We start from the raw sequence: 24,461 nt of genomic DNA, 5'->3' as shown, positions 1-24,461 counted from the left end.
CGCAAGCGGGCGGATAGGAGCGGAAAAAAATGACATTGGATCAATATTTTGACAGACCGGATTCCTGCTATTTTGTGCCGGATCCGGGAAAACTGGCGGCTTACTGCCGGGAAAACTGGGAAGAGGACGTAAACCATATCCTACGCATTGCGGACGAGGTATGTGAAAACACCTTCCTCTTTGACTTAAGCTGGGATATGGAGCGGACCTATGAGCCTGTGACCTTTCCGGAGGATATCGACTGGAGCTTCACACCTTCGGGAGATCCGGAATTTGTCTGGCAGTTTAACCGCCACAGATATTTCATCTGTCTGGGACAGGCCTGGAGGCTGACCGGAGATGAAAAATACGTAAAGGGCTTTCTGCGGCTGATAAATGACTGGATGGACCGGGTGCCCCTGAATGAAAAGACCGGAACCGGACCCTGGCGCATGCTGGAAACCGGGCTGCGGGGAGAGACGTGGACGAAGGCCATCCGCTATTTTAAGGACAGCAGCCTGATAACGGAGGATTTTCTGGAACGTTTTGCAGCCTGCCTGCGCCTCCATGCACAAAGGCTTGTGGAAAAGGGCGGGGATGCCAGGCTGCAGAGCAACTGGTGTGTCCTGGAGAACAGCGGCCTGTTTGAAATTGCCATGGGGCTGCCTCAAACGGAGGAAACCGGACGCTGGGCGGCTCTGGCGCTTAAGCGTATCCGGGAGTCAGTTAAGGTGCAGGTTTATGAAGACGGCAGCCAGTGGGAGCAGTCGCCCATGTACCATAACGAAGTATATCACTGCCTTTGCTGCGTGATTTACCTGGCAAAAGCCAACGGCATACGGCTGGATCCGGCCATGGAGGATGCGGTGCACCGTATGGCGCTGGCCAATGTCATATGGAAAAAGCCGGATGGCTGCCAGTTTACCCAGGGAGATTCCGACGATACGGATTTGAGGGACAAGATCACCATGGGCGCATGGCTTTTCAAGGACCCGGTTTTGAAATATTCAGGCTTCCCGCGGCTGGATTATGAAAGCGCATGGGATTTCGGGTACGGAGCCGTCGCCGGCTATGACGCCCTTGCCTGCCTGCCGCCTGATTTTACTTCGGCGGCCCTTAAGGACAGCGGGAATTATTATCTTCGTGAAAGCTGGGAAAAGGATGCCAATCTGCTTCATTTTACCTGCGGGGCCATGAGCACGGGCCACTGCCATGGGGACAAGCTGCATGTGGATCTGGTGATAAACGGCGAGGATGTCCTGGTGGACGGCGGCAGATCTACCTATATGAATGTGCCCATCCGTTTTACCCTGAAGGACAATCCGGGGCACAATACAACAACGGTGGATGGAAAATCCTTCACGACTTTTGCGGATTCCTGGGAGACGGAGAAGCTGTCTCTTCCTGTGAACAGAAGCTTTCGTTTCGGAAAAACAGCTGATTTTGTGCAGGGCGGCCACCTGGGCTACATATCGGAGGGAATTTTCGTAAACCGCCGCGTTATCTGGATAAAACCGGACATATACCTGATTAACGATCAGTTTTACGCAGCGGGAGAGCATGAATACAGGCAGTTTTTCCATTTTGCGCCGGAAGGAAGGCTTCAGACAGACGGCAGCATGGCGGCCTTCCGTGGGAAAAAGAACGCAGCATATTTCCGTTTCCTTACGGAAGGGACTGTGTTGGAACAGGGGACGGGCATTACCTCCCGGCACTATAACCAATGGGAAGAAAACAGCTGCCTGACGGCCAGACTGAAAAAAGAAGGCTTTGCCAGCATGATTACGGTCATAAACGGCGGAGACGCCCTGACGGAACTTGCCAGGGCAGAGCTTCTGGAGGTCCGCAGCCATACCCGCCAGGTGAAGCTTGCGGATGATGAAGCGCAGGCGGTAAAAGTTACGGCGGGAGACAGAAGTTATGTGGTGATTCTGTGTCATAATGAGGTTTTCCATGGTTCGGATGCCGTCATTGCAGATAACTGCTTTGGCGCCGGAAATGTGTGTGTGTTCGATGTAACCGGCGTAAAAGAGGGAGAACGGGTTTACGGAGGAGAAGTACTTCATGTCTGAAAATGTGACATGGGGCATGGAAGATAAAAAAGGGGCTTGCATAAGCCTCTTTTTTATGGGCGGGAATAAAAAACGACTTATATGTCCGGATGCCGCAGCAGTTCAGCCCCGTCCGGGCTGTTATCCGGCCTGGACAATGGTATGGAAAATAATTACATTTGTACTGTTTTCAGTAAGAGTTTTGTGATAAAATCAATTATATATCATCAGAATGCCATTGCGGTAAAAAAATCTAAGGCGTGTGGAAGGAAGTAAGCGAAATGAAAAAGAACGGAAAAGCTTACCGGCAGCTTTATTTATCATATGCATTCATCTTTTTAATTCCGATTACTATGGGGATCCTGTTCTATTTTTATGCATATCGTGTAGCAAAGGATCAGGCGGATGCCTCTAACCGAAGCCTTATCCAGACAGTAAAGAATACCTGTGACAGGGAGCTGGGCTATTATGAAAATGCGTTGATCCAGCTGGCCCTGAATAAAAATGTGCAGCAGCTGTCCGCCGTGCGCGGGGAGTTCCGTTCTGATAATTCCTACCAGCTCTACCAGCTGCAGAACGAGCTTTCGGATCTGCAGGTCTCCATCAATAAAAACGGAAGCTTCTGCAAGGATATCATGGTTTACTTTAAGAACAGCGATAAGGTGGTTTCCTCCTTCGGCAATATGGATTTTTCCATGTACTGTGAGCTGTACTGTTTTGATGAGGGAGAGACTGCGGCCCGGGACAGGCTGAAAACCCACCTGTCTGAGTACCATTTCCGTGATTCCATCCGGATGGACAGTAAATGGACGGGAGGAAGGCCTGCCCTGCTTCTGACTATGACGAACCTGAAGGGAGACTTTGGGGAATCCTCCGCCATGATAGGAATGTGGCTGGATATGGAAGCGCTCAACAGCAGCATTGAGCTGGCGGCCTGGGAGTCCGGGCTGGACTGGATGATCATCAACCGGGAAGGCCAGATTATGAACAGACCGGAGGAATACAGCGATATTGCGATCAGCTATGATAATCTGGAACAGGGAGGGGACCAGAAAACGGAATGGAAGGGCGAGACTTATATCATAAGAACTGTTTTTTCCGATGTATTTGACTGGAAATATGTCCTTCTGATGCCGGAGAAGCTGATCAGCGGTTCGGCGAGCAAAATGAAAAATATTTTTGTCGTGGGTATTTTTGTCTGCCTGCTTACCGGCTTCTGGGCGGCATCCCGTATGATGAAAATCAATTATAACCCTCTGAAGGTGCTTCTTGAGGTATTCAGGAAGCATGATGAGGAGGAAGGCGCATATGTTGATAATGAATATCTGTATCTGAAGGAAAAAGCGATGCTGCTTCTGGAGGAACGCTCAGATTTCAAACAGCTGGTGAGCAGGAGCCAGGAGGTGGTGAAGCAGTATTACCTGACGGATCTGCTGATCAATGCCTATGATGAAAGCGGGGACACGCCGGACCGCGAGCTTATCTGCAGACAATTCAGGGAGGGAAGGAACCTGGTCCTGCTGTTCCTGGTAAAGGATGCGCCGAACCGGGGAGACAGCCAGGAGGAATACATACAGAAAAACAGTCTGCGTAAATTTATCATAGGCAATGTTTTCGGGGAAGGGCTGTCAGAAAGCTTCCGGCTGGAAAAGGTGGAGCTGGGAGATATGGTAGCCATGATTTTAAGCCTGGGGAAAGAAGATACGGCCTATGAGGAGCGCCTGGCGGAAATTGTAGATGCCATGCAGAAGTTTATTTATGACAATTTTAATTTCCGCGTGGCCGTCCTGGCGGGAGAACCCCACAATGGGCTGGAAGGAGTGCATCTGTCCTGGCTGGAGGCAAAGGAAGCGGAGGAATTCGTGTCCGTGCTGGATCCAGACTTCATCAGCTACCGGGAAATCCGCAACAGCTCCCATAAAAAGTACGATTATCCCACCGAGCAGGAGGAACGCATCATCTCGGCGGTGAAAAACCACAACAGCCAGCTTGCCGTATCCTATATAAATAAAATACTGGATGTGAATTTCCTGGAAATCAAAGCATCCCCTGAAATGTTCAAATACCTTTTATATGATTTAATCGGTACTCTGATGAAGGCCGCCCAGGAGGTAGGAGAGCCTTCCGATAAGGAGCTTGGCCTGAATGAAATATCCATCAAGCTTCCGCTGGATAAAATCAAGGACAAATTTTCCGCAGCAGTGGAAGAATTATGCCGTACCCCTGAAATACAGGGCAGCGGATACAGCCAGAACCAGCAGCTGTGCCAGAAAATACAGGAATATATCCAGGAAAATTTCAGCAATCCCGACCTGAATATATCCCAGACAGGGCTGTATTTCCATATGACGCCCGCCTATTTGTCTTCAATTTACAAAAAATGCACAGGGGACAGCCTTTTGAAGTTTATCAATCAGACCCGTATTGATGAAGCGGAGAGGCTTCTGGCGGAAGGAATCAGCGTTGTGGAGGCGGCGGAGCGGGTTGGTTTCCGCGACAGCTCCACTTTTATCAGGACTTTCAAGAAATTTACAGGCGCCACGCCCGGGCAGCTGAAAAGCGGCAGGTAGTTTTTTCTGAAAAAGCAGATAGATTTAATAAATCATCAATAAAGGTTGATAAGATCATTCGATTTTGTCAACCTTTTTTATGTTTTGTCTATATAAAATGTATAGAGACATATGTAAAATGAACAAAAAGACATGCAAGATGCATAAATAGCATAAAGGCCATGTTCTTTCGAAAATTAAGATAGCAAATATCTTAAAAACATTATGAAGGAGGAAGTTTTATGAGAAGAAATCTGAAAAAGCCGGTTGCATTACTGACAGCGGCACTGACGGCGGCATCCCTGCTGGCAGGCTGCGGCAGCTCCGCAGGGGAGAGCACCGATGCAGGAGCACAGGTGAAGGAAACCTCTAATGCAAATGAAGCTGCGGAAACGACAGCAGGAGGTTCGGATGCAGAAGAGGCGGCTGCGCCTGCAGAGGTTACATATCCCCTTGCTGAGGGAGGAACCCTTACCTACTGGCTTCAGCTCAATCCTAACGTATCCGCTAACTTTACTAATTTAGGAGAAACAGAACTGGGCAAGGCATGGCAGGAGCAGACCGGTGTTACGGTAGAATTCCAGCATCCGGCGTCCGGACAGGAAAAAGAACAGTTCAACCTGATTGTTGCGGACGGAAGCCTTCCTGATATTATGGAATGGCAGTGGGTGAAGCAGTATCCCGGCGGACCGGAAAAGGCAATCAAGGACGGCGTTATTATTCCTTTGAACGATATCTTTGACCAGTACTGCCCGAACATTAAAAAGTATCTGGCAGAAAATCCTGAGGTTGACAAGATGATCAAGACGGATGACGGAAATTACTTTGCATTCCCTTTCATCCGCGGCGAGGATAAGCTCTGCTATACCGTAGGCGGCTTTATCCGTCAGGACTGGCTGGATGAGCTTGGCCTGGAGGTTCCTACCACCGTTGACGAGTGGCATGAAGTCCTGACCGCATTCAAAGAGAAAAAAGGTGCGGAAGCTCCTCTTTGCTTTGACTGGACAAACTTCAAGGATTCCAACCCCATTGCATTTGCATTTAAGGTTGGTACCGCAAACGGCACACAGTTCATTCTGGACGATGAAGGCAAGGTTGCCTTTGCTCCCGCTCAGGAGGGTTACAAGGAATATCTGATGACACTGAACCAGTGGTATGAAGAAGGCCTGATCGACAGGGATATCGCAACCCTGAACGGTGATCAGGTAACTGCGAAGATGACAAGTGACAAGGCCGGCGCATCCGTAGGCTGGGCAGCAAGCCGTATGCAGCTGTTCATGACCAGCGCACAGCAGACCAATCCTGAATACACCCTGGTTGCAACCCCCACCCCTACCACGGAAAAGGGAGCAACACCGGAATACGGCTATGTGGAAAATCAGTTCCCTGATGTTGCCGCTGCAATTACATCCAGCTGCAAGAACGTGGAACTGGCTGCAAAATTCCTGGATTACGGTTATTCCGAAGCAGGACATAACCTGTTCAACTTCGGTATTGAAGGCGTTTCCTATGAAATGAAGGACGGCAAGGCAGAATATACGGACGTTGTTACCAACAACCCGGACGGCTGGCCGCTTGCACAGTCCCTGGCAAAATACATCCGCGCTAACTACAACGGACCTTTCATTCAGGATCTGAATTACCTTGAGCAGTACCTGCAGCTTCCTACCGTAAAGGAATGCCCCAGCGTATGGGCTGTCCCGGATGCAAGAAAGCACACCGTTCCCAACATCACTCCCACACAGGATGAATCCAAGGAGCTGGCTACCATTACCAACGAACTGGGAACCTATGTTGCTGAAATGTCCTTAAAGTTCATCTTCGGTACGGAAAGCTTCGACAACTGGGATAACTACATTGAAACATTGAACGGCATGAAGCTTGACAGAGCGCTTGAAATCGAAAATGCGGCTCTGGAACGCTACAATGCAAGATAATCTGAAGCAAGAAAACGCCGGTTGATTCCGGAACATATACGGCCGGGGGCGGTTGTGCAAACAGTCCCCGGCTGTTTTCAAATCACCAGAAAGGATTGAAAAAAATGAAGGGGAATTCGTTGGGTTATAGAATCAAAAAAGACTTTCAGCGAAACTGGTCGTTGTATCTGCTGGTTTTACCTGTAATTATTTTCTATGCAATTTTTATGTACAAGCCTATGTACGGCGCAATTATTGCTTTTAAGGACTATACGCCGGCCAAGGGCGTGTTCGGAAGCGAATGGGTGGGAATGGAAAACTTCACCAGGTTTTTCAGCAGCCCTTATTTCGGAAGGCTTCTGAGAAATACCCTGCTTTTGAGTATTTACAGTATTATTTTCGGTTTCCCTGCGCCTATTATCCTGGCGCTTCTGCTGAATGAGGTGAAAGGGAAAAAGTTCAAAAAGGTCTCCCAGACGATTACCTACCTTCCCCACTTTATATCACTGGTAGTTGCCTGCGGTATGATCAAGGATTTCTGTCTGACCACGGGACTTTTTAATGATATCATCGCATTGTTCGGCGGAACGAGGGTTCCCCTGTTGCAGGATCCGGCCTATTTCCGTACCATTTATACGGTGTCCAGCATATGGCAGGAGGTGGGCTGGGGCTCCATCATCTATCTTTCCGCATTGTCGGGCGTGGACAGCCAGCTGTATGAAGCCGCCTCCATCGACGGAGCGGGCAAATGGAAGCAGCTGCTGCACGTAACCCTTCCCGGCATCGCGCCGACCATCATCATCATGTTGATTCTGAGAATGGGCTCCCTGATGAGCATGGGCTATGAAAAGACGATCCTGCTGTACAATCCGTCTACCTATGAAACCGCAGATATCATTTCCTCCTATGTATACCGGGCAGGTCTGATTGAACAGGACTGGAGCTATTCTACGGCAATCGGTCTGTTTAACTCTGTGATTAACTGTATTCTGTTGTTTGTGACAAACCAGATTTCCAAACGGACAACAGAGAGCAGCCTGTGGTAAGGAGGGAATAAAATGAAGATTAAAATGTCTCGCGGAGAGAAAATATTTCAGGTAGTAAATTATTTTGTCCTGTCGATTATCGTTCTGGTCTGCCTTTACCCTATGTGGCATGTGGCCATGGCCTCCTTCAGCAACAGTACACAGCTGATGGCCCATTCCGGTTTTTTGTTGAAACCGATGGGATTTAATATGCAGGCTTACTTAAAAGTGTTCCAGAATCCAATGATTCTGAAAGGCTATGCAAATACATTGTTTATCCTTATTGTAGGTGTTATACTTGACTTGATCATGACAGCGCTTGCCGCCTATTTCTTTTCCAGAAAGGGCGTGATGTTTAAAAAGCCTCTTATGCTGCTGATTCTGTTTACCATGTTCTTTTCAGGCGGTATGATTCCTTTTTACCTTACCCTGAAGGATATGCATATGATTAACAGCAGATGGGGACTGATTGTTCCTTTTATGATCAGCACTTACAATATGATCATTCTGAGAACAAGCTTTGAATCCATCCCTGACAGTCTGACGGAGGCGGCCAAAATTGACGGCGCAGGCCATATGACCATTCTGTTCCGCATTATTCTGCCGCTGTCCAAGGCGATTATGGCGGTTATGGTGCTTTATTACGGCGTATCCATATGGAACGGATGGTTCTGGGCATCCACGATTTTAAGGGACAGGGAGCTGTATCCTCTGCAGGTAATCCTGAGGGAAATATTGATATCAAATGATATACAGGCGATGAACGGAGGCGCTGGCGGAGACGCCGAAGCGATTGCGCAGAGTATCAAATATGCTACGATTATGGTGGCTACCGTGCCGATTCTTTTTGTTTATCCGTTCCTGCAGAAGTACTTTACTTCCGGTGTTATGATCGGGGCAGTGAAAGAATAACGGTGTGCTGTGAGGAGGCAGGAACTCCCGCAGAATGCTGAAAAAACAGGGAGGAATACTGGGATGATACGGACAGAAGCATCCGGAATCACACTGAATTTGAATCAGGATACGCTGCATGTGGAAATTAAGGCAGGCGTATCGGAATGGAAATGGGCGGAGAACTTCCGCCCTGTCATTGTGACGCAGGAGGAGGTCATTGATTTTTCGCGCTGGCAGGAGATTGTACATGAAACGTTTGAAAGCGGCGTGGGAAAGGGAATCCGTTCCTCTTACCGGAAGCTGGACGGGGCGGAGGATTCTTATGCTTTCGAGACTTCCGTCTGGGTGGAGGAGATGGAAGAGGACTGTCCCGGAAGTTCGGCAAAGCTGTTTGGCCGGGTACATTTTGAATGGATACCCATTTGTGAAAAAGGGCTTTCCGTCAAAGAGGTGAGATGGCCGGGATGCATGGAATTTGATAGCCCGTCCCAGGCCTGGCAGACGCTTGTAAATGAAGGGCAGGGGCTTCTGATCCCCAACACCTGGGAAAATGAGGCGGGCGCTCTTTCCTTTAACGGAAGGTTTCTTACGGCCGGGGGCTATATGCCCTGGTACGGCCAGGTGAAGGATCAGGCAGGTTATATTGCGATTGCCGCCACACCCTGGAATGCGGGCGCGTGGCTGGAGCATCCGGCGGGCGGCCCGTATACCCATATCGGGACATGGTGGGAGCCGAGCCTTGGGAAAATGGATTACAGGCGCTGCATGGAATACATATTTGCCCAGGGCTGCGATTATAATGACCTGTGCAAGATTTACAGAAGCTATGTGAAGGATAGCGGGCTGTTTGTTTCCCTTGCGGAAAAAGCCGCCAGAGTCCCTTCCGTAAAAGATCTGGTAGGCTGCAGCATCATGCACTGCGGCATCAAGACCAACGTCAATCCGGAATCGGATTTCTTTGATAAAGAGGATCCGGAGAAAAACAACCATGTCACCCTGTTTTCCGTCAGGGAAAAACAGATGGAAAGCCTGAAGGGCATGGGTGTGGAAAAGCTGTTTCTGCATCTGGACGGCTGGGCGCAGCCCGGCTACGACAACCAGCATCCTGACTACAGGAATGCCTGTGCGGAGGCCGGAGGCTGGGAGGGCATGAAGAGCCTGGTGGATACGGTCCACCGCTGCGGATTTTTATTCGGAATCCATGATCAGTACAGAGACTATTATTTTGACGCTAAGACTTATGACGAAGAATATGCCACCAGGCTGCCGGACGGGACCATACCGGCGCATAAGCGGTGGGCCGGCGGGCCGCAGACTTATCTGTGCGGCACCCAGGCGCCTTATTATGTAAAACGTAATTTCCAGGATCTGTTCCGTCATGGAATTAAGCTGGACGGAACCTATCTGGATGTCTTCACCTGCAATGAAGGGGATGAATGCGACAATCCCAGGCACCGGATGACCAGGCGGGAATGCTATGAATACAGGAAACAATGCTTTGACTGGCTGCTGGCCCGCGGGATTCTTACCAGCTCGGAAGAGGTTTCCGACTGGAGCATGCAGAGCCTGATATTCTGCCATTATGCGCCTTATGCGTTCATGCTGAAGGCTCCGGGAACACCCAGGGAAGGGATTCCCGTGCCGCTCTTTAACCTGGTATATCACGACTGCGTGCTGGAGCCATGGATGATGGATAAGCCGGATGGCAGCGAGGATATGATGGGCTATGCGCTTCTGAACGCGGGCATGCCTTATCTGATCCGGGACGGCGCTTATGAAAATACGGACGGATCCTTTACGGACAGCTCAGGCATGGGGATTGAAGAGATGATTGCCCGCTGTAAGGTGGTGCAGGAACTTCATGAAAAGCTGGCTTTCTGTGAGATGACCAGACATGAGCTGCTGGATGATACAGGAAAGAAGCAGCGCACCGTATTTTCAGACGGAACGTGTGTGAGCGTGGATCTGGGGACCGGGGAATATGAAATTTCAACGGCGCAATGAGACAGTGAAGCCGCCTTCGCTCTGATGGAGCGGTTTACGCATTTATTTTAAATTATGAAAACAATGGCCGCAGACCTTGCCCTGGCAGAATTGATATGCCAGACAGGTAGGCGGCTGTTTTGTATGGTATTGACGCAAAGAAAACACCCAGCAAAGAAAATATCCCGTTTGGTGTTTATTTATGATATAATGTCGGCGTAGACGACATTATATCTGCGCATACTGGTTTCTGCGCCTGCCGCAGAAAACCAGGCGCTGAATTCCGCCGGAGGCTCATATCCGCGGAGCGGATATGATATAATGTCGGCGTAGACGACATTATATCTGTGCATAAAAGTAAGGAAACACTAAAAATGGATATACAAAATCTGAAGGACCCCCATATTGCGGTAATTTCAGACATACACGGCAACTATGTGGCGCTGGAACGATGTCTGGACCATGCAGCTTCCAATCAGGCGAATGCGTATCTTTTTCTGGGAGATTATGTGAGTGAGCTTGCCTATCCGGAAAGGACCATGCGGCTTCTGTATGAGACAGCGCAGAAATATCCCTGTATGTTCATCCGGGGTAATAAGGAGGACTACTGGTTCCAATTTAGAGACAGGGGGGAGACAGGTTGGGAGTACGGGAACTCCACCAGCGGCGCTTTACTGTATGCATACAGGTCGCTCACTTCCCGTGATTTTGACTTCTTTTCCCAAATGCCGGCTTCCCGGAAGCTGCTACTGGAGGGATTCCCCGGAATTACGGCCTGCCACGGTTCCCCTTTCCGGGTAAATGAAAAAATGCTGCCGGAAGATGAGAATACCCTGCAGATAATGGAACGGACGCAGACACCGCTCATCCTGTTCGGGCATACACATGTGCGGACACGGATTGCAGGGAAGGACAGGCTTGCCATCAATCCCGGCTCTGCGGGAATTTCATATCGAAGCGGCGGGAAGGCGCAGTATCTGCTGCTTCATGGAAGGAACGGCGGCTGGGAGGAGGAGCCGGTCAGCCTTCCCTATGATACGGACAGGGTTATCCGGGAGCTTCATGAATCCGGCCTGTATCGTCATGCGCCCTATTGGTGTGTGGTTACGGAGAACATTCTGCGGGGCGGGGAGCTGTCCCATGGAACGGTGCTGGCAAGGGTGATGGAGCTTTGTACACAGGATACCGGCAGCTGCAGCTGGCCGGATATCCCGGAAAAATATTGGGAAAAAGTAATAGCGGAACTGAAATTGGGAAATGAAGGAAAAAGGAGGCAAAAGGATGGAAGAAGTAAAGGTGGTAAAGATTTTTACGTCCCAGGACAATCTGCAGGCGGAAATGATTCTGGATACCCTGAAGCAGAACGGGATACCGGCCTACAAGAAGGATGCCGATGAAAGTGGATTTATGAATATTTACGGAGGCAATTCCATGTGCGGGGAAGAGATCTATGTGGCGGAAACGGATGCGGAAAGGGTAACGCAGATATTACAGGAAATGGGATTGGAGTGATTGCGGGATGGAGCTTATGGAACTGCTGGAAGGAAGACGTACCTACAGGCGTTTTTACCAGAAAGAAATCAGTGAAGAAATTACAGGGGAGATTCTCCGTGCGGCAAGGCTTTCTTCAAGCGCCGCCAATAAACAGCCTTTAAGCTATGTGGTAATCAGAAGCGCGGATAAGGTAAATCAGGTTTTTGACTGCACCAGATGGGCGGGCTACCTTAAACCGGAGGACGGACAGCCCGGGGAGGATGAGAAGCCGGTGCTGTTCATCGCTGTGGTGGAGAACCTGAATATCAATCCTGACTGTGATACGGACGCAGGGCTGGCCATAGCAAATATGACTCTTGCCGCCTGGAACCGGGGCGTGGGAAGCTGTATTATCGGCGCCTGCAATAAGCCGCGGCTGTCAGAAATGTTCGGCCTGACTGAGGAGCAGAAGCTGCATACGGTAGTGGCCTTCGGTTACCCCTCCCATAAGAGCCGCATTGAAGGGGTAAAGGACGGGGATATCAGGTATTATCTGGATGAAAACCGGGACTATGTCGTGCCGAAACGGCAGCTGGAGGACGTTGTAACCTATATGTAGCCAGATGCGTCAGGCGCGCGTCCGGGTATCGTCAGGAAAAAGCTTACAGGCAAATGGCTTACAGGCAAATGGCTTACAGACAAAAAGTGTATAGACAAAAAGCAGGCAGCTGTAATGGTTTTGGGCGGAGAAGGTGAAAAATGGAGATTTATTATGTTATCTGCAGGGCGCTCTCCTGGGGGCTGCTCATTGGATTTTTCCTGGGCGGATTTAAGCTCATGGCAGGCAGAAAAGAATATACGGAAAAGCAGGTCAGGGCATCAAAGCTTCTGCTGGCTAAAATTACAGGAGTGGTAAAATACCTGACGATCCTCACCCTTATCCTTGGGCTGCTGTGGTGTGTTTATTTTCTGATCCTGGGCTGCGCAGTACCGGAGCAGGCGGAGTATGCCACGAATATGTCGCAGCTAATCGTGTCTGTACTTACAGTCATTTCTATAATATTTGCTTTCCTGGAATTTGTGCGGCGCACAGATGACAGGTGAGTGTGAGGTATGGCAGCTGATACAAATGCTAAATACCGGCGGGCGGCGAATTTGCGTTGCCTGCCGGTATTTTTATATTTGGAAGGGCAGGTTGTGTACCTGCCGGATTTCCTGTTGCTTGGGAACGGATCTGCTGCTGAAAGACATTGACATCCACTTTTAAGAAAAGTTTAAGTGTTTTATTTTTCTTAGTACTTGACAATACATAGTAGTATGCATAATATAGTAATCAAAGGAGGATTTCCCATGAATCCACAATTTAAAAAGGGCGTGCTGGAGCTGGTGGTCCTGGAATCGGTGAGGAAGAGAGATATGTACGGCTATGAGCTGGTGGAGGAGGTCTCCAAGGTGATAGACGTAAATGAAGGCACCATATATCCTTTGCTGAAGCGGATGACCAACGAGCGGTATTTTGAGACATACCTGCGGGAATCCACAGAGGGTCCGCCGAGAAAATATTATCATCTCACGGCGGCAGGAGTACTGTACCGTGACAGCCTGGAGAAGGATTGGAACGAGTTTCAGGAACGCGTATGCACTTTTTTGAGGGAGCATGCCGATTGATGCAGTACCATGGACCGACGGTGATACACAGGCAAACCGGTGATGCGCAGGAGGTAAATCCTCTGCTCGTCAGAGGACAGGAGGATTAGAAATGAATAAGTCAGAATTTTTAAATGATTTAAAGAAGTATCTTACAATACTGGAAGACAGGGAACAGGAAGATATACTGGAGGAATATGCCCAGCATATTGACATGAAGTTAAGCACCGGCCTGAGCGAGGAGGAAGCGATACGGGACTTCGGCAGCGTGGAGGAGCTGGCGGCCCAGATCCTGGAGGCTTATCATGTAAAGCCGGAATATCAGACTGTGAAAACAGAAAAGAAGCTGCCGGATATGACCGGGGTCACTCAGGAGGGAAAACGGCTGTGGGGTACGGTCAGTCATTTTTTCAAAGGCGCTGCAAAAGCGGCGGGGGATCTGGGAAGGGCCTGCTGGAAAAAGACGAAAGCGGCGGCCCTGTGGGTGGTACATATTTTGGGAGTGCCTTTTATCTGGCTTGGAAAACGGCTGAAGGGACATGAGAAGCATACGAAGGAGGATTTTATGGCAGAAGACGGACGGATTGCGGTGAGTGAGAGCGGATATGAAAAGAGAGGTCCGAAAGGAGTGCTTCACTCCTTTGGAAGCTTCCTGGGCCGGATTTTTTCCGCGTTGTGGTATTGCTTCCTCTGGTGCGTCAGATGGGGTTGGAACTGCATCATGATTATGACGGCTTTTTTTGGAGGGCTTTGCTGCATGGTGCTGTTGTTTCTGTTTGCAATGCTGCTTGTGTGGCTGGTTCAGGGATATCCCCTGGCGGGAGTTACGCTGGCGTGCTTCGGCGGTGTGCTTTGCACAGGCGCTTTTACCCTCCTGTGCACCACCTTCCTTATATTAAAGAAAAAGAAAGACAGAATGGTTCAGGAAGAAGAAAGACTTGAGGAGGTGCGCAATGCGTAACAGTCAAAAGATTTTAATTGGTATTTTCTGTCTGGGGATTGTCCTGGCCGGAGCCGGAACAGGAATGGCGTTCTTGGAATTTTCCACCTTCACCTATGCCGGGGAAAAGGAAGCGGGAGAAATGGACAGGAAAACCCTTACCCTGGATTATGCTTTTGAGGCGGCTGCGGAGGAACCCCTTACGATTGGCAGGAACTATGGAAGATATGCCAATAACAATGAGGTGATCGAAAGTGAAGCGGTTCCGGAGAACACGGTGCGTTTCCTCGTTACCTATAATGCAAATGTGGTGCAGCCATATTTAAATTCATATGAAATGGATGATGATTCCGGAGAATACGTGAGGGTGGACTGGAACTATATAAATGATGAATTTAAGAGCTTTATGACCTGTAAGGATGATTTGCTGGAAGGGATCAGGAACCGGGAAATTGCCTCTTACCATGTGACCGGAATTGAAGAGATCAGAATCATGGTCAACCCTGCCTCCAGAGAACTGGTTCAGATTGACTGACGGGCCTGTGTACCGTATAATCTTTTTACGGGAAAAAGAAAAAAGGTGCTGCTGACAGGGTATTGAGAAAATAAACGGCTGCCGGCAGACTAATATTCCCATAAAAGGAGAATTGCAATGGCAAAATTACGCAAAATGTTAGGAGCAGCCGATTCACCGTACATCCTGTCGCTGATGAGCCTGATCGAAACGCAGAGCAAAACGACGATAGGGGACTGGTGCGTGGACTATGCTGAAAAATATATCCTCAATATTTATGAAAAGGCCTTTCCGGAGGATGACCGTCTGCGGCTGGCAGTGGAGGCATACCGCAGTTACCGTAAAGGGGAACTGAAGCTGCCGGAGTTGAAGAAAGCGGTGGCGCTGACGGTACAGGCGGCTAAGGAAGCGGAGAAGAACCCCGCGGCCCAGGCGGCGGCCAGGACCATCGGACAGGCTATTGGCGCGGTGTACACGCCCACCCATTCTCTGGGCCTGGCTTTTTACGGGGCGGCAGCCATCGCATACGACCGCGTCGGCCTGGAAGAAAAACCGGAGGTATACGATCAGATCGCCGCACAGGAATGCGCAAAGATGGAAGAAGCGCTGCGCGCTTGTATGGTGGAGAATGAAAAGAATCCCGCCAAAATAAAATGGTACTGCTAAAAAAGACAGCCTGTATAAAAGTACAGAAGGAATTTGTACGGCAGGCAGTATTTTTCCAATATCTGAAGCATAAAAAGAGGATGTTTTCCCGGTTGGAAAAGCATCCTCTATACTTTACTGTGTTAAAATCTGTTCCTTGGCACACTCTATTGTATATTTTAGCACAGGAGAAAAATAAAGTCTAGTATTATTTCCTGTTTTGAGTAAAATATTCTTATGGCTGGTAACAGTCCGGCACTGTCCGGGCTGTTGCCAGAGAATGGCAGATTTTTTTCTGACACAGATAACGGCACAGGAAAGGAGCGGAACATGGATCCGGAAGTGAAGAGTACGGCCCTGAAAACTTCAAAGCGGGAAGAGGAAGCGTATCTTGCCAGAACGCTGGCAGTGGTTCACGACAATGTGGAAAACTACGGCAGGGAAGTGGCACGCATGCAGGCCAACATCGATGAAATGCTGGAGCATTACCACGATAATGATGCAGAGGTTTACACGATCCTGAATAATACGATTACACTGCATGATCATATGAAGCGGGCTCTGGCAAGAAATGAAAAGGCCATGAAGAAACCATATTTCGGCAGAATCGTTTTTCGTGACGAGGCGCTTAACAAGACCGAATCCCTCTACATCGGCCGCGGCGGGATATCGAAGGATACCACCCACTGGATGGTAGTGGACTGGAGGGCGCCGGTGGCGAATGCCTACTATGAAAACGGGCTGGGAAAGTGCAGTTATCCGGCGCCGGACAGCGGGCATAATGCACTGAAGCGCATAAAAATCGACCTGAAGATGAAGCGCACCTATGAAATTGAAGACGGAAAGCTTCTGGATTATTACGATTCCGAGGTGGTTACCAATGACGAGCTCCTGACTAAATACCTGGCAAAGAACAAGCAGGCGGTGCTGGGAGAAATCATAGCGACCATCCAGAAGGAGCAGAACGACATCATCCGTAAAACGCCCCACCACAATGTGATCGTACAGGGCGTGGCCGGTTCCGGGAAAACAACGGTAGCCATGCACCGGATTTCCTATATCCTTTATAACTATCAGGAACGGTTCCGGCCGGATGACTTCTATATCGTGGGAAGCAACCGGATTCTGTTAAATTATATCACCGGCGTGCTGCCGGATCTGGATGTATACGGAATCCGCCAGATGACGATGGAACAGCTTTTTGTAAGGCTTCTGTACGAAGACTGGGATGAGAAGAAATACCGCATCCGGGAAACGGATAAGCTGGGGAAAACCGGTTGTGTCCGTGGTACCTCACAGTGGTATGGCGAGCTGGCGGACTATTGCAGGAGATTGGAATGGGAGGTAATACCGAGAGAAACCATTTACCTTAATCCCAGGCAGTTTGTGGAAGGCCTGCGTGACGGAAAAGCAGGCGTATACGATGAGACGGAGGGCAAACCGGCCAATCCCAAAGACCTGGTGGAGCTGATGTCCAGGGACGCGGTGGAGCGCTACATCAGGCAGAACCCGACGATATCCGTCCAGAGCAAAATAGACATGCTGAACGAACGTCTGCTCAATAAGGTGAAAGAGGAGTTCCTTGGAAAAGGCGTGAAATATACGGAAAGCGAACGAAAGGCCATAACCCGCGCGTACCGCTCCAGATACGGCGCCAGGGTGTGGAAGCGTTCCATTTATGATATATACCGGGATTTCCTCACGAAGCAGGCGGCGAAGGGATATGAGGTGGAGATCCCGGAAAAGGAATTTGATGTATACGACCTGGCGGCCCTGGCTTATATCTATAAAAGGATAAAAGAAACGGAGGTAATCAGCGAGGCGCACCACGTGGTAATCGACGAGGCGCAGGATTTCGGAATGATGGCGTACTGTGTCCTGAAATACTGCATCAGGGAATGCACTTATACCATTATGGGGGACGTGTCCCAGAATATCCATTTCGGCTACGGCCTGAATGACTGGGAAGAACTGAAGGAGCTGCTTCTTCCGGATCCCCAGGACAGCTTCGGCGTATTGAAAAAAAGCTACCGGAACACAGTGGAAATATCAGAATTTGCAACAAATATCCTGCATCATGGACGTTTTTCCAGCTATCCGGTGGAACCGATTATCCGTCATGGGGATCCGGTGAAGGTGTCCGAAGTCACGGATACCGCCCTGCTGATGAAAAATGCGGCCAAGGTCTGCAAAGACTGGCAGGCGAAAGGCTTTGACACCATTGCAGTGGTATGCAGGAACCGGGAGAAGGCTGCTACGGCGGCCGAAGAACTGGAAAAATACATTCCCATCGTGGAAAGCGATTTGGAAAAGGCTGAATTCAGCAGCGGAATCATGGTCCTTCCTGTGGAGTATACGAAGGGCCTGGAATTTGACGCGGTACTCATCCTGGATCCCACCAGGGAGGAATATCCTGTGGATGACGGACATGCAAAGCTTCTGTATGTGGCGGCGACCCGTGCGCTCCATGAGCTGTGCGTGCTGCACCAGGGGAATCTGACAGGCCTGATAGCGGATCCTCTGCCGGCTGACGCCGCCAGGAAAAACGGCGGAAGGAACCTGCCTGAACAAGCAGGGCAGGCGCCTGGCGTGCAGCCGAACGATAAGCTGAGAAAACCTGTATCTGCAGGGACTGTCCCCAGAAAGCGGATATCCATTGTAAGAAATACGGACCTGGAAGAAAAACAGCAGGCAAATACGGGATTGGCAGAAGGGCAGCAGCGAAATCCGGCCCGGCCTTCGGCTTCATCTCCGGGAAAACGGGAAAGTGGAAGCATCAGCAATGCTTCAGTAAGGAGCCTGCCGGATACAGGAAGAAAAGCGTCCGCAGGCATACAGAACAATGGCAGCACAAACGGAAGCCTGCGCCCTCCCTACAGCATTCCCAAGGCTCCGGCCCGGCCGGCTGCCAGTAAGAATACAGGAAGAATTGATTTCGGGGATATGCCAGCTACTGAAAAACTGCGGCCTGCCGGACATTCCAGGATTGATCTGGCAGTCAGGTGGGTGAACAAGCGGCCGGACGGGCTTTATCTGCAGAGCCGGTATGGCGTGCTCCGCCTGAGCCCGGTGGGAAGCGCCATTGTGCGTGTCACCTTTACCAAAGGCATGCAGCTTGCGGAGGAAACCAACCCGAATATCGCGGTAAGGAGAATCGAAAAGTCCTGGAAATACAAAGAAATGGGAAATGTCGTGGAAATGACAACCGATGAGCTTTGCCTTCAGGTAGATAAAGCAACGGGAGCGATACGTTATCTGACCCGGGATAAAAATCTGCTTCTGTCGGAACGGAGTAAAGAAAGCAGACAGATAGAAAGCGGCTCCGGCCCTGTGAACCGGGCATGGCTTTTCCTGGACTGGCCGAAGGGGGAAGCGCTGTATGGGCTTGGCGCGGGAGATAAACCAGGCATCAAGCTGCGCGGCACTGCAAGATATATATCCCATGATGGCGGAAACGAACTGCCGCTGCTTCTGTCGGATAATGGCTACGGCATCCTGGTTGCCACGAATAAACCGGTTATCTGCTGCGATATTTCAGTCTATGGTTCCTATCTGTGTGCGGAGGACGAACAGCAGCTGGATTACTATTTTATTGGCGGAAAGAAACAGGTGACAATAATGAATGCCTATGCTTATCTGTGCGGCAGGCTGTAAGGGCTTTGGCTGCAAAGCATGAAACTGAACAAATTAATGAAGCCGCCGGGAAATCCCGCCGCAAAACGGCGGATGCTGGATGATGATTGAAGTAACAGACGGCAGTATCCTGGAGGATGTGAAAAAACTGATTGATGTCCGGATGGTAAGAAAATAGTATCATGGCAGGCGGTTCATTTCCGCCTGCCTGTTTGTTGTTTTATACTGTGCAGTTCACAGAAATTAGGCAACATTAACGTAAGGACTTTTAGGGCTAATAAATAAATTAACATGCAAAAAATAAAATTGAACAACAAATATGCAGTAAAACTAAATTATTATAGGTAAATAAACAATTCTTAAAAATTTATTAATTTTTTAGTGACAAGCATTTAAAATTAGTGCATAATTTGTTTGTCATTGTATGGTGAAATATTTTTTCACCATATAAGACAGAGCAGCCGCTGCGTGGTATATAAGCACAGACAGAAAAGGAAAACAGCGCCAGGCAGGCTGAATTTGAATAAATGGAGGGTTCATTATGGAGAATAAGTACTATGAAATGAATATCGCCGGCTGTATCAGGAGGCTGCCCCGTATCCGTATCACGGACAATATGGAGATTGCAAGCTTTGTGCTTCTGGGAGATGCGGAGCTTGTGGTAAAGGCATCTGCCGAGCTGGTGAAAAGAGTGCCCGAGGTGGATTACCTGATTACTGCTGAGGCGAAGGGAATCCCGCTCGTTCAGGAAATGGCACGTATTCTTGAAATGAAACGTTATTTTGTGGCGAGAAAGAGCGTAAAGCCCTATATGATAGATCCGTTTGTAACGGAGGTTTATTCCATTACCACGCAGAAAAAGCAGATTCTCTGTCTGGACAGAGAGGAGAGCAATATGATCCGCGGCAAGAGAATCCTCATCGTGGATGATGTTATCAGCACAGGCGAATCCCTGAAGGCCATGGAATCCCTGGTAGAAAAGGCCGGCGGTATCGTTGCCGGTAAGGCGGCGATTCTGGCGGAGGGTGATGCTGCAAAGCGTAAGGACATCATTTATCTGGAGTCCTTCCCGGTATTTCCGGTGACAGCATCCAGATAAAAAAGGGGCATCGGAGGGTGTTTCTTATGTTTGCCGTCCGGTCTGCACAGCCTGCATAATTTCCTGCGCATAAAAAGTGCCCTGTAATGGTTTTGCAAACCGGTGTATGAGGCACTGAAAAATTGAGGAGAAAATAAGTGGATTACGTAGTAAATGATATCAGTTATAAATATACGCCCGATGGGAAAGAGGTTCTTAAGAAGGTAAGCTTTACGATAGAAAAAGGAAAGGTTACCGCAATTGTGGGACCCAGCGGCTGCGGAAAGTCCACGCTGGTTCAGATTTTCAGCAAGGTCATTCCCAAGCTGATCGGCAACGGCGAGCTGCAGGGAACCTTTGATGTGCCGGAAGGGACCTTTGTCAGCGTGGTCAGCCAGTCTCCGGAAAACCAGCTTTTCGGTTACGGCGTGGAGGATGCCATTGCATTCGGCATGGAGAACCTGGGACTGCCTCAGGAAGAAATTATGGAACGTATGGAATATGTCCTGGATCTTCTGAATCTCCAGTATCTGAGAAACCGAAGCGTGGCAAATCTCTCAGGCGGCCAGCGGCAGGCGGTATGCATTGCCTCCGTACTGGCGATGGAGCCGGATATCCTGATTATGGATGAACCGGTAAGCTCCCTTGATCCCAACGGCAAAAAGATGGTGCAGAGTATTCTGGGCCAGCTGAGCATTAATGGAAATACAACGGTTCTCGTAGACAATAACCTGGTTTGGTCCGCGGGAATTGTAGATCATGTGATCGGCCTGCTGGACGGAGAAGTGGTATTTGACGGCAGCAGGGATGATTTTTTCAGGGATTTCGAACTGCAGGAGCGTCTGGGGGTCATCATCCCTCAGGAAGTGGAAATATACCGGGAATTATCCCGCCATTTTCCCGGCCTGGACCTGTTCTATACGGTGGAAGAGGGAAGGAAGCAGATTGAAAAACTGATCTGCAGCAAAGAGTTTACCAATACGGAAGTCAGCGAGGAGGAAAAGGAGCCAATTATCACAGTGCACAATCTGGGCAAGACCTTCAGCGACGGCTTCCATGCACTGATCGATGTGAATGCAAATGTAGCCAAAGGAAAGGTGGTTGCCATCCTGGGACAGAACGGTTCGGGCAAAACCACTTTTGTAAAGCATCTGAACGGCCTGTACAAGCCTACGGAAGGAGATGTGCGCTACAGGGGAGAATCCATCATTCATAAGACCGTGGCTAAAATTTCCAAAAATATAATTCTGGTATTCCAGCATCCGGAGCATATGCTTTTTGAGGAAACGGTGGAAAGAGAGCTTACCTTCTGCGCGCGTATGCAGCAGGTGGATTTTTCCGAAGAGCAGATTACGGAGGTGCTGAAAGCATATCACCTGGAGGAGGAACGGGAGACCTTCCCGCTGAATCTTTCCATGGGGAAAAAGCACATGCTGACTATACTTTCCGTCCTTTTTTCAAGCGCGGATGTCATTGTTCTTGATGAGCCTACCCTGGGTATGGATGGTTTCCTGATAAAAGAGCTTGCGGATATGATCAAAAGGCTTTCCGGAGAAGGAAAGACTGTAATCATGATCAGTCACGAGATACCGCTTGTGTTTAAAACGGTGGATGAGGCCATCATTTTGAATCAGGGGGAGAAAATTTTTGAAGGATCCAAGGACGCGCTGGCCCGCAGAGATGATATTTTTGAAAATATCAATATCCAGCTGCCGCCGGTGGTACAGCTTTCCAAGGAACTGGGGCTGGATGAAATCTGCTATAATGTAGAGGATTTCGCAGCCGGGGTTGTGGAAAGAAGCCGCTTAAAATAGGACTTTGAAAAGAAATAGATGCCCGTTTTGCGGGCGTAAGGAGTGTTGGAATGGATTATTTACAGTATGTAGATGCGGACTCCCTGCTGCACAGGCTGGATCCCAGAACAAAATTTGTATTCTTTCTGGTCATGGCGGTTTTGACCAGCGTAATCAAGTCGGGAGTGGCGCTGCTTTTCCTGTTTGCTTTTTTCATAGCGATGTGGTGTACCTGCAGGATTCAGAAGTATATTCTGGTGCTGGCGGGGAAGCTGAAGGTGCTACTCGCCTTTATTTTTCTTTTGTGGCTGATTCTGGGGCTGTTTGAGACTCCGGCGGTTCAGGGCGGTCCCATATTTTTTGAAACAATGATTCCTTTTGTGAACGGGCAGAGTATTCATTTCTGTTTTGACTGGTATGATTTGTATAAGGGCGCAGTGTATTCCCTGCGTATTTTCCTTATGATTTCATCCTTTTATACGGTGCTTCTGACCACCAACTTCAGTGAAATCATTCTGGGACTTCAGAAATGGAGGATATCTTATGCGCTGGCCTTCGGCATCGGTTTGATTTTCCAGATCATTCCCATGATCATTACCGAACTGAATGCCATTATGGAAGCACAGAGCTCCAGAGGGCTTGAGATTGAGGACTGCGGCTGGGTGACCAAGGTGAAGAATTATGTGACATTTTCCTTGCCCCTTTTATTCCGTGTTATCAGCAAGGGACAGGCGATTTCCCTGGCAATGCATTATTATCAGCTGAATTTCGCCGTCCACAGATCTACCTATAAGGGGATTAAGGCGACCAAATATGACGCATTATTTGTAGCGGCCAATGCGGTGGCTATAGCGATTACGATTGTACTTCGGATGCAGTTTTATATTCCTGTTTAAAAACAGGAGGTTAATAAAGCATGCTGCCCCAGGCAGCAGAATGGAGGACGTATGATTAAAAAATGGGAGAACATGACAAGAGATGAAATCGCAGCCCTGGACAAGGATAAGTCCATTGTCCTTCTGCCCACTTCCGCGACAGAGCAGCACGGAGCGCATCTGCCGGTAGGCACGGATGCCATTATTCTTTCCACGCTGGTGGACAAGATGGTAAATGAATGCGAATTTGAGGCAGGAAACCTGATTTTTGCACCGCAGCTGAATGTGGGAAAGAGCAATGAACACATGGGCTTTGCAGGAACGATTACTTTCGGAACCCAGACCTATTATTCCCTGCTCCATGATATTGCCACAGCAATTTGCGCAAGCGGTTTTAAGAAGCTGGTGCTTTTCAACAGCCATGGCGGCAATACGGATATGCTGAATATGATCAGCCGTGATTTGCGTATTGATCTGGGGCTGGATGTATTCGTATTTGACTGGTGGTTCACGCCGTTCTGGAACGAGGGCCTGCAGGGGCTTCAGCAGTCCGGAAAGTACGGTGTTTTCCATGCCTGTGAACTGGAAACTTCCCTGATGCTGGCGGCAAGGCCGGAAACCGTACATATGGAACTGGCTGTGGACGAGGAGCCTGCGGACTGCTTTAAGGGAGAGAAGTATGTAACTGTTTTCGGTCCCATCAATGCGGGCTGGAAGACAAAGGATGTTACCAACAGCGGCGTAATTGGCGCACCTACCTATGCCACTGCGGAAAAAGGTCATAAGCTTTTTGATTACGCGTGCAAAAAGCTTCTTGATATATTAAATGAAATTGCAGACATAAACTACTAATTTTTACCTATGAGGAGGAGAAAGAAGTGACTAAAAAATTTTCATTTGTCAACATCATTTTCTTTGTAGTATTTGGTGTTCTTACAGGTGTGCTGTGGGCTTACCTGTGCCCGATCCCGCTGATCCCGGGCGCTGTTCATTTCAGAACATTCGCATTCATCATCGTGGTCATCGGCTATCTGTTCGGACCCGTAACCGGCTTCTTTGCAGGATATATCGGAACCATTGTATGGGCACTGCTTTCCGGAAACTTTATTCCGCTGCATTCCCCTCTAGCGGACGGCATCACAGTTGGCCTTTCCGCAGCGCTTCCGGCCCTCATCCATACGCACAATGGAAAGAAGGATCTGCTGAAGCTTATTGAGAATAAGGGGAAATTCATCGGCGTCAGCCTGTTCTGGAGCATCCTGTTCGGCGTGCTGATGATTCTGACCACAAGTATTTCCCTTTCTTATTTTACCGGTCTGGAATACACCTACTGCATCATCTGGATTGGTATCGCAGACGTAGTGCCGATCGCGCTGACACCTTTCGTTGTCCTGCTGCTGGCAAAGAGAATGAAAAATATAAGAAATATTGTACCTTATATCTAAAAATCCGGGTTAAGGAAAAAT

General features: G+C 49.2%; 22 protein-coding genes. All 22 read left to right on the top strand.

Going from position 1 to position 24,461, the window contains the following annotated elements:
• The first annotated feature begins 29 nt into the window (after positions 1-29).
• The 22 genes from DXC51_RS05195 (at position 30) to DXC51_RS05090 (ending at position 24,440) form a co-directional block, all read left to right on the top strand.
• Positions 30-2,051: an alginate lyase family protein gene (locus tag DXC51_RS05195; protein ID WP_117544004.1), complete on the top strand. Its 2,022-nt coding sequence runs from the start codon at positions 30-32 to the stop codon at positions 2,049-2,051.
• Positions 2,052-2,311: 260 nt separating this feature from the next.
• Entirely contained in the window at positions 2,312-4,600 is a 2,289-nt protein-coding gene (locus DXC51_RS05185; protein WP_035323315.1) for a helix-turn-helix domain-containing protein, read from the top strand.
• A 221-nt stretch (positions 4,601-4,821) separates the two neighbouring features.
• Positions 4,822-6,516 (top strand): extracellular solute-binding protein, encoded by a 1,695-nt coding sequence (locus DXC51_RS05180; protein WP_021638686.1) that lies wholly within the window; start codon positions 4,822-4,824, stop codon positions 6,514-6,516.
• 104 nt (positions 6,517-6,620) lie between these two features.
• The gene (locus DXC51_RS05175; protein ID WP_021638685.1) at positions 6,621-7,541 is read left to right on the top strand and encodes an ABC transporter permease; all 921 of its coding nucleotides are present in this window, start codon (positions 6,621-6,623) and stop codon (positions 7,539-7,541) included.
• A 12-nt stretch (positions 7,542-7,553) separates the two neighbouring features.
• Positions 7,554-8,432, top strand: coding sequence for a carbohydrate ABC transporter permease (locus DXC51_RS05170; protein ID WP_021638684.1), 879 nt, complete (start codon positions 7,554-7,556; stop codon positions 8,430-8,432).
• Between the two features lie 63 nt (positions 8,433-8,495).
• Complete coding sequence (locus DXC51_RS05165; RefSeq protein ID WP_117544002.1) at positions 8,496-10,418, top strand: DUF5696 domain-containing protein; 1,923 nt, start codon at positions 8,496-8,498, stop codon at positions 10,416-10,418.
• A 353-nt stretch (positions 10,419-10,771) separates the two neighbouring features.
• The gene (locus DXC51_RS05160; protein ID WP_021638681.1) at positions 10,772-11,794 is read left to right on the top strand and encodes a metallophosphoesterase family protein; all 1,023 of its coding nucleotides are present in this window, start codon (positions 10,772-10,774) and stop codon (positions 11,792-11,794) included.
• Positions 11,736-11,909 carry a putative signal transducing protein gene (locus tag DXC51_RS29905; RefSeq protein ID WP_242991503.1) on the top strand — a complete coding sequence of 58 codons (174 nt, stop codon included), beginning with the start codon at positions 11,736-11,738 and terminating at the stop codon, positions 11,907-11,909. The genes DXC51_RS05160 and DXC51_RS29905 overlap by 59 nt, the downstream gene beginning before the upstream one ends.
• A gap of 7 nt (positions 11,910-11,916) precedes the next feature.
• Positions 11,917-12,489, top strand: a complete 573-nt coding sequence (locus DXC51_RS05150; protein ID WP_117544001.1) for a nitroreductase family protein — start codon at positions 11,917-11,919, stop codon at positions 12,487-12,489.
• Positions 12,490-12,629: 140 nt separating this feature from the next.
• A complete protein-coding gene (locus DXC51_RS05145) occupies positions 12,630-12,974 on the top strand; it encodes a hypothetical protein (protein WP_021638679.1) in 345 nt (114 codons plus the stop codon).
• A 9-nt stretch (positions 12,975-12,983) separates the two neighbouring features.
• Positions 12,984-13,124: a hypothetical protein gene (locus DXC51_RS29440; protein ID WP_181970031.1), complete on the top strand. Its 141-nt coding sequence runs from the start codon at positions 12,984-12,986 to the stop codon at positions 13,122-13,124.
• A 96-nt stretch (positions 13,125-13,220) separates the two neighbouring features.
• Positions 13,221-13,538 carry a PadR family transcriptional regulator gene (locus DXC51_RS05140; protein WP_025489540.1) on the top strand — a complete coding sequence of 106 codons (318 nt, stop codon included), beginning with the start codon at positions 13,221-13,223 and terminating at the stop codon, positions 13,536-13,538.
• 91 nt (positions 13,539-13,629) lie between these two features.
• Positions 13,630-14,478 (top strand): DUF1700 domain-containing protein, encoded by an 849-nt coding sequence (locus tag DXC51_RS05135; protein ID WP_117544000.1) that lies wholly within the window; start codon positions 13,630-13,632, stop codon positions 14,476-14,478.
• Positions 14,471-14,992 carry a hypothetical protein gene (locus DXC51_RS05130; RefSeq protein WP_021638675.1) on the top strand — a complete coding sequence of 174 codons (522 nt, stop codon included), beginning with the start codon at positions 14,471-14,473 and terminating at the stop codon, positions 14,990-14,992. Before DXC51_RS05135 ends, DXC51_RS05130 begins: the two co-directional genes overlap by 8 nt.
• Positions 14,993-15,109: 117 nt before the next feature.
• Positions 15,110-15,637 carry a putative immunity protein gene (locus DXC51_RS05125; protein WP_117543999.1) on the top strand — a complete coding sequence of 176 codons (528 nt, stop codon included), beginning with the start codon at positions 15,110-15,112 and terminating at the stop codon, positions 15,635-15,637.
• Positions 15,638-15,946: 309 nt separating this feature from the next.
• Positions 15,947-19,270, top strand: a complete 3,324-nt coding sequence (locus tag DXC51_RS05120; RefSeq protein WP_181970030.1) for an ATP-binding domain-containing protein — start codon at positions 15,947-15,949, stop codon at positions 19,268-19,270.
• Positions 19,271-19,322: 52 nt separating this feature from the next.
• Positions 19,323-19,427: a hypothetical protein gene (locus DXC51_RS30545; protein WP_408608840.1), complete on the top strand. Its 105-nt coding sequence runs from the start codon at positions 19,323-19,325 to the stop codon at positions 19,425-19,427.
• A 363-nt stretch (positions 19,428-19,790) separates the two neighbouring features.
• Positions 19,791-20,348, top strand: a complete 558-nt coding sequence (locus DXC51_RS05110; protein WP_021638669.1) for a phosphoribosyltransferase family protein — start codon at positions 19,791-19,793, stop codon at positions 20,346-20,348.
• A 137-nt stretch (positions 20,349-20,485) separates the two neighbouring features.
• Positions 20,486-22,141: an ABC transporter ATP-binding protein gene (locus DXC51_RS05105; RefSeq protein ID WP_021638668.1), complete on the top strand. Its 1,656-nt coding sequence runs from the start codon at positions 20,486-20,488 to the stop codon at positions 22,139-22,141.
• Positions 22,142-22,191: 50 nt separating this feature from the next.
• Positions 22,192-23,016 carry an energy-coupling factor transporter transmembrane component T family protein gene (locus DXC51_RS05100; RefSeq protein ID WP_117543997.1) on the top strand — a complete coding sequence of 275 codons (825 nt, stop codon included), beginning with the start codon at positions 22,192-22,194 and terminating at the stop codon, positions 23,014-23,016.
• A gap of 51 nt (positions 23,017-23,067) precedes the next feature.
• Positions 23,068-23,847, top strand: coding sequence for a creatininase family protein (locus tag DXC51_RS05095; RefSeq protein WP_021638666.1), 780 nt, complete (start codon positions 23,068-23,070; stop codon positions 23,845-23,847).
• A 26-nt stretch (positions 23,848-23,873) separates the two neighbouring features.
• Positions 23,874-24,440, top strand: a complete 567-nt coding sequence (locus DXC51_RS05090; protein ID WP_021638665.1) for a hypothetical protein — start codon at positions 23,874-23,876, stop codon at positions 24,438-24,440.
• Positions 24,441-24,461: the final 21 nt, after the last annotated feature.

The sequence above is a fragment of the Eisenbergiella massiliensis genome (assembly GCF_003435485.1).
The sequence above is the reverse complement of the archived record's forward strand: the minus strand, read 5'-3'. Positions and strand labels throughout refer to the sequence as shown.

Bases quoted from the DNA above. Each gene is read 5' to 3' on its own strand.
- DXC51_RS05170 (WP_021638684.1), top strand. From the start codon at position 7,554: ATGAAGATTAAAATGTCTCGCGGAGAGAAAATATTTCAGGTAGTAAAT.
- DXC51_RS05185 (WP_035323315.1), top strand. From the start codon at position 2,312: ATGAAAAAGAACGGAAAAGCTTACCGGCAGCTTTATTTATCATATGCA.
- DXC51_RS05130 (WP_021638675.1), top strand. From the start codon at position 14,471: ATGCGTAACAGTCAAAAGATTTTAATTGGTATTTTCTGTCTGGGGATT.
- DXC51_RS05175 (WP_021638685.1), top strand. From the start codon at position 6,621: ATGAAGGGGAATTCGTTGGGTTATAGAATCAAAAAAGACTTTCAGCGA.
- DXC51_RS05120 (WP_181970030.1), top strand. From the start codon at position 15,947: ATGGATCCGGAAGTGAAGAGTACGGCCCTGAAAACTTCAAAGCGGGAA.
- DXC51_RS05195 (WP_117544004.1), top strand. From the start codon at position 30: ATGACATTGGATCAATATTTTGACAGACCGGATTCCTGCTATTTTGTG.
- DXC51_RS05140 (WP_025489540.1), top strand. From the start codon at position 13,221: ATGAATCCACAATTTAAAAAGGGCGTGCTGGAGCTGGTGGTCCTGGAA.
- DXC51_RS05125 (WP_117543999.1), top strand. From the start codon at position 15,110: ATGGCAAAATTACGCAAAATGTTAGGAGCAGCCGATTCACCGTACATC.
- DXC51_RS05180 (WP_021638686.1), top strand. From the start codon at position 4,822: ATGAGAAGAAATCTGAAAAAGCCGGTTGCATTACTGACAGCGGCACTG.
- DXC51_RS29440 (WP_181970031.1), top strand. From the start codon at position 12,984: ATGGCAGCTGATACAAATGCTAAATACCGGCGGGCGGCGAATTTGCGT.
- DXC51_RS05165 (WP_117544002.1), top strand. From the start codon at position 8,496: ATGATACGGACAGAAGCATCCGGAATCACACTGAATTTGAATCAGGAT.
- DXC51_RS05095 (WP_021638666.1), top strand. From the start codon at position 23,068: ATGATTAAAAAATGGGAGAACATGACAAGAGATGAAATCGCAGCCCTG.
- DXC51_RS05150 (WP_117544001.1), top strand. From the start codon at position 11,917: ATGGAGCTTATGGAACTGCTGGAAGGAAGACGTACCTACAGGCGTTTT.
- DXC51_RS05135 (WP_117544000.1), top strand. From the start codon at position 13,630: ATGAATAAGTCAGAATTTTTAAATGATTTAAAGAAGTATCTTACAATA.
- DXC51_RS05160 (WP_021638681.1), top strand. From the start codon at position 10,772: ATGGATATACAAAATCTGAAGGACCCCCATATTGCGGTAATTTCAGAC.
- DXC51_RS05145 (WP_021638679.1), top strand. From the start codon at position 12,630: ATGGAGATTTATTATGTTATCTGCAGGGCGCTCTCCTGGGGGCTGCTC.
- DXC51_RS29905 (WP_242991503.1), top strand. From the start codon at position 11,736: ATGATTCTGGATACCCTGAAGCAGAACGGGATACCGGCCTACAAGAAG.
- DXC51_RS05100 (WP_117543997.1), top strand. From the start codon at position 22,192: ATGGATTATTTACAGTATGTAGATGCGGACTCCCTGCTGCACAGGCTG.
- DXC51_RS05110 (WP_021638669.1), top strand. From the start codon at position 19,791: ATGGAGAATAAGTACTATGAAATGAATATCGCCGGCTGTATCAGGAGG.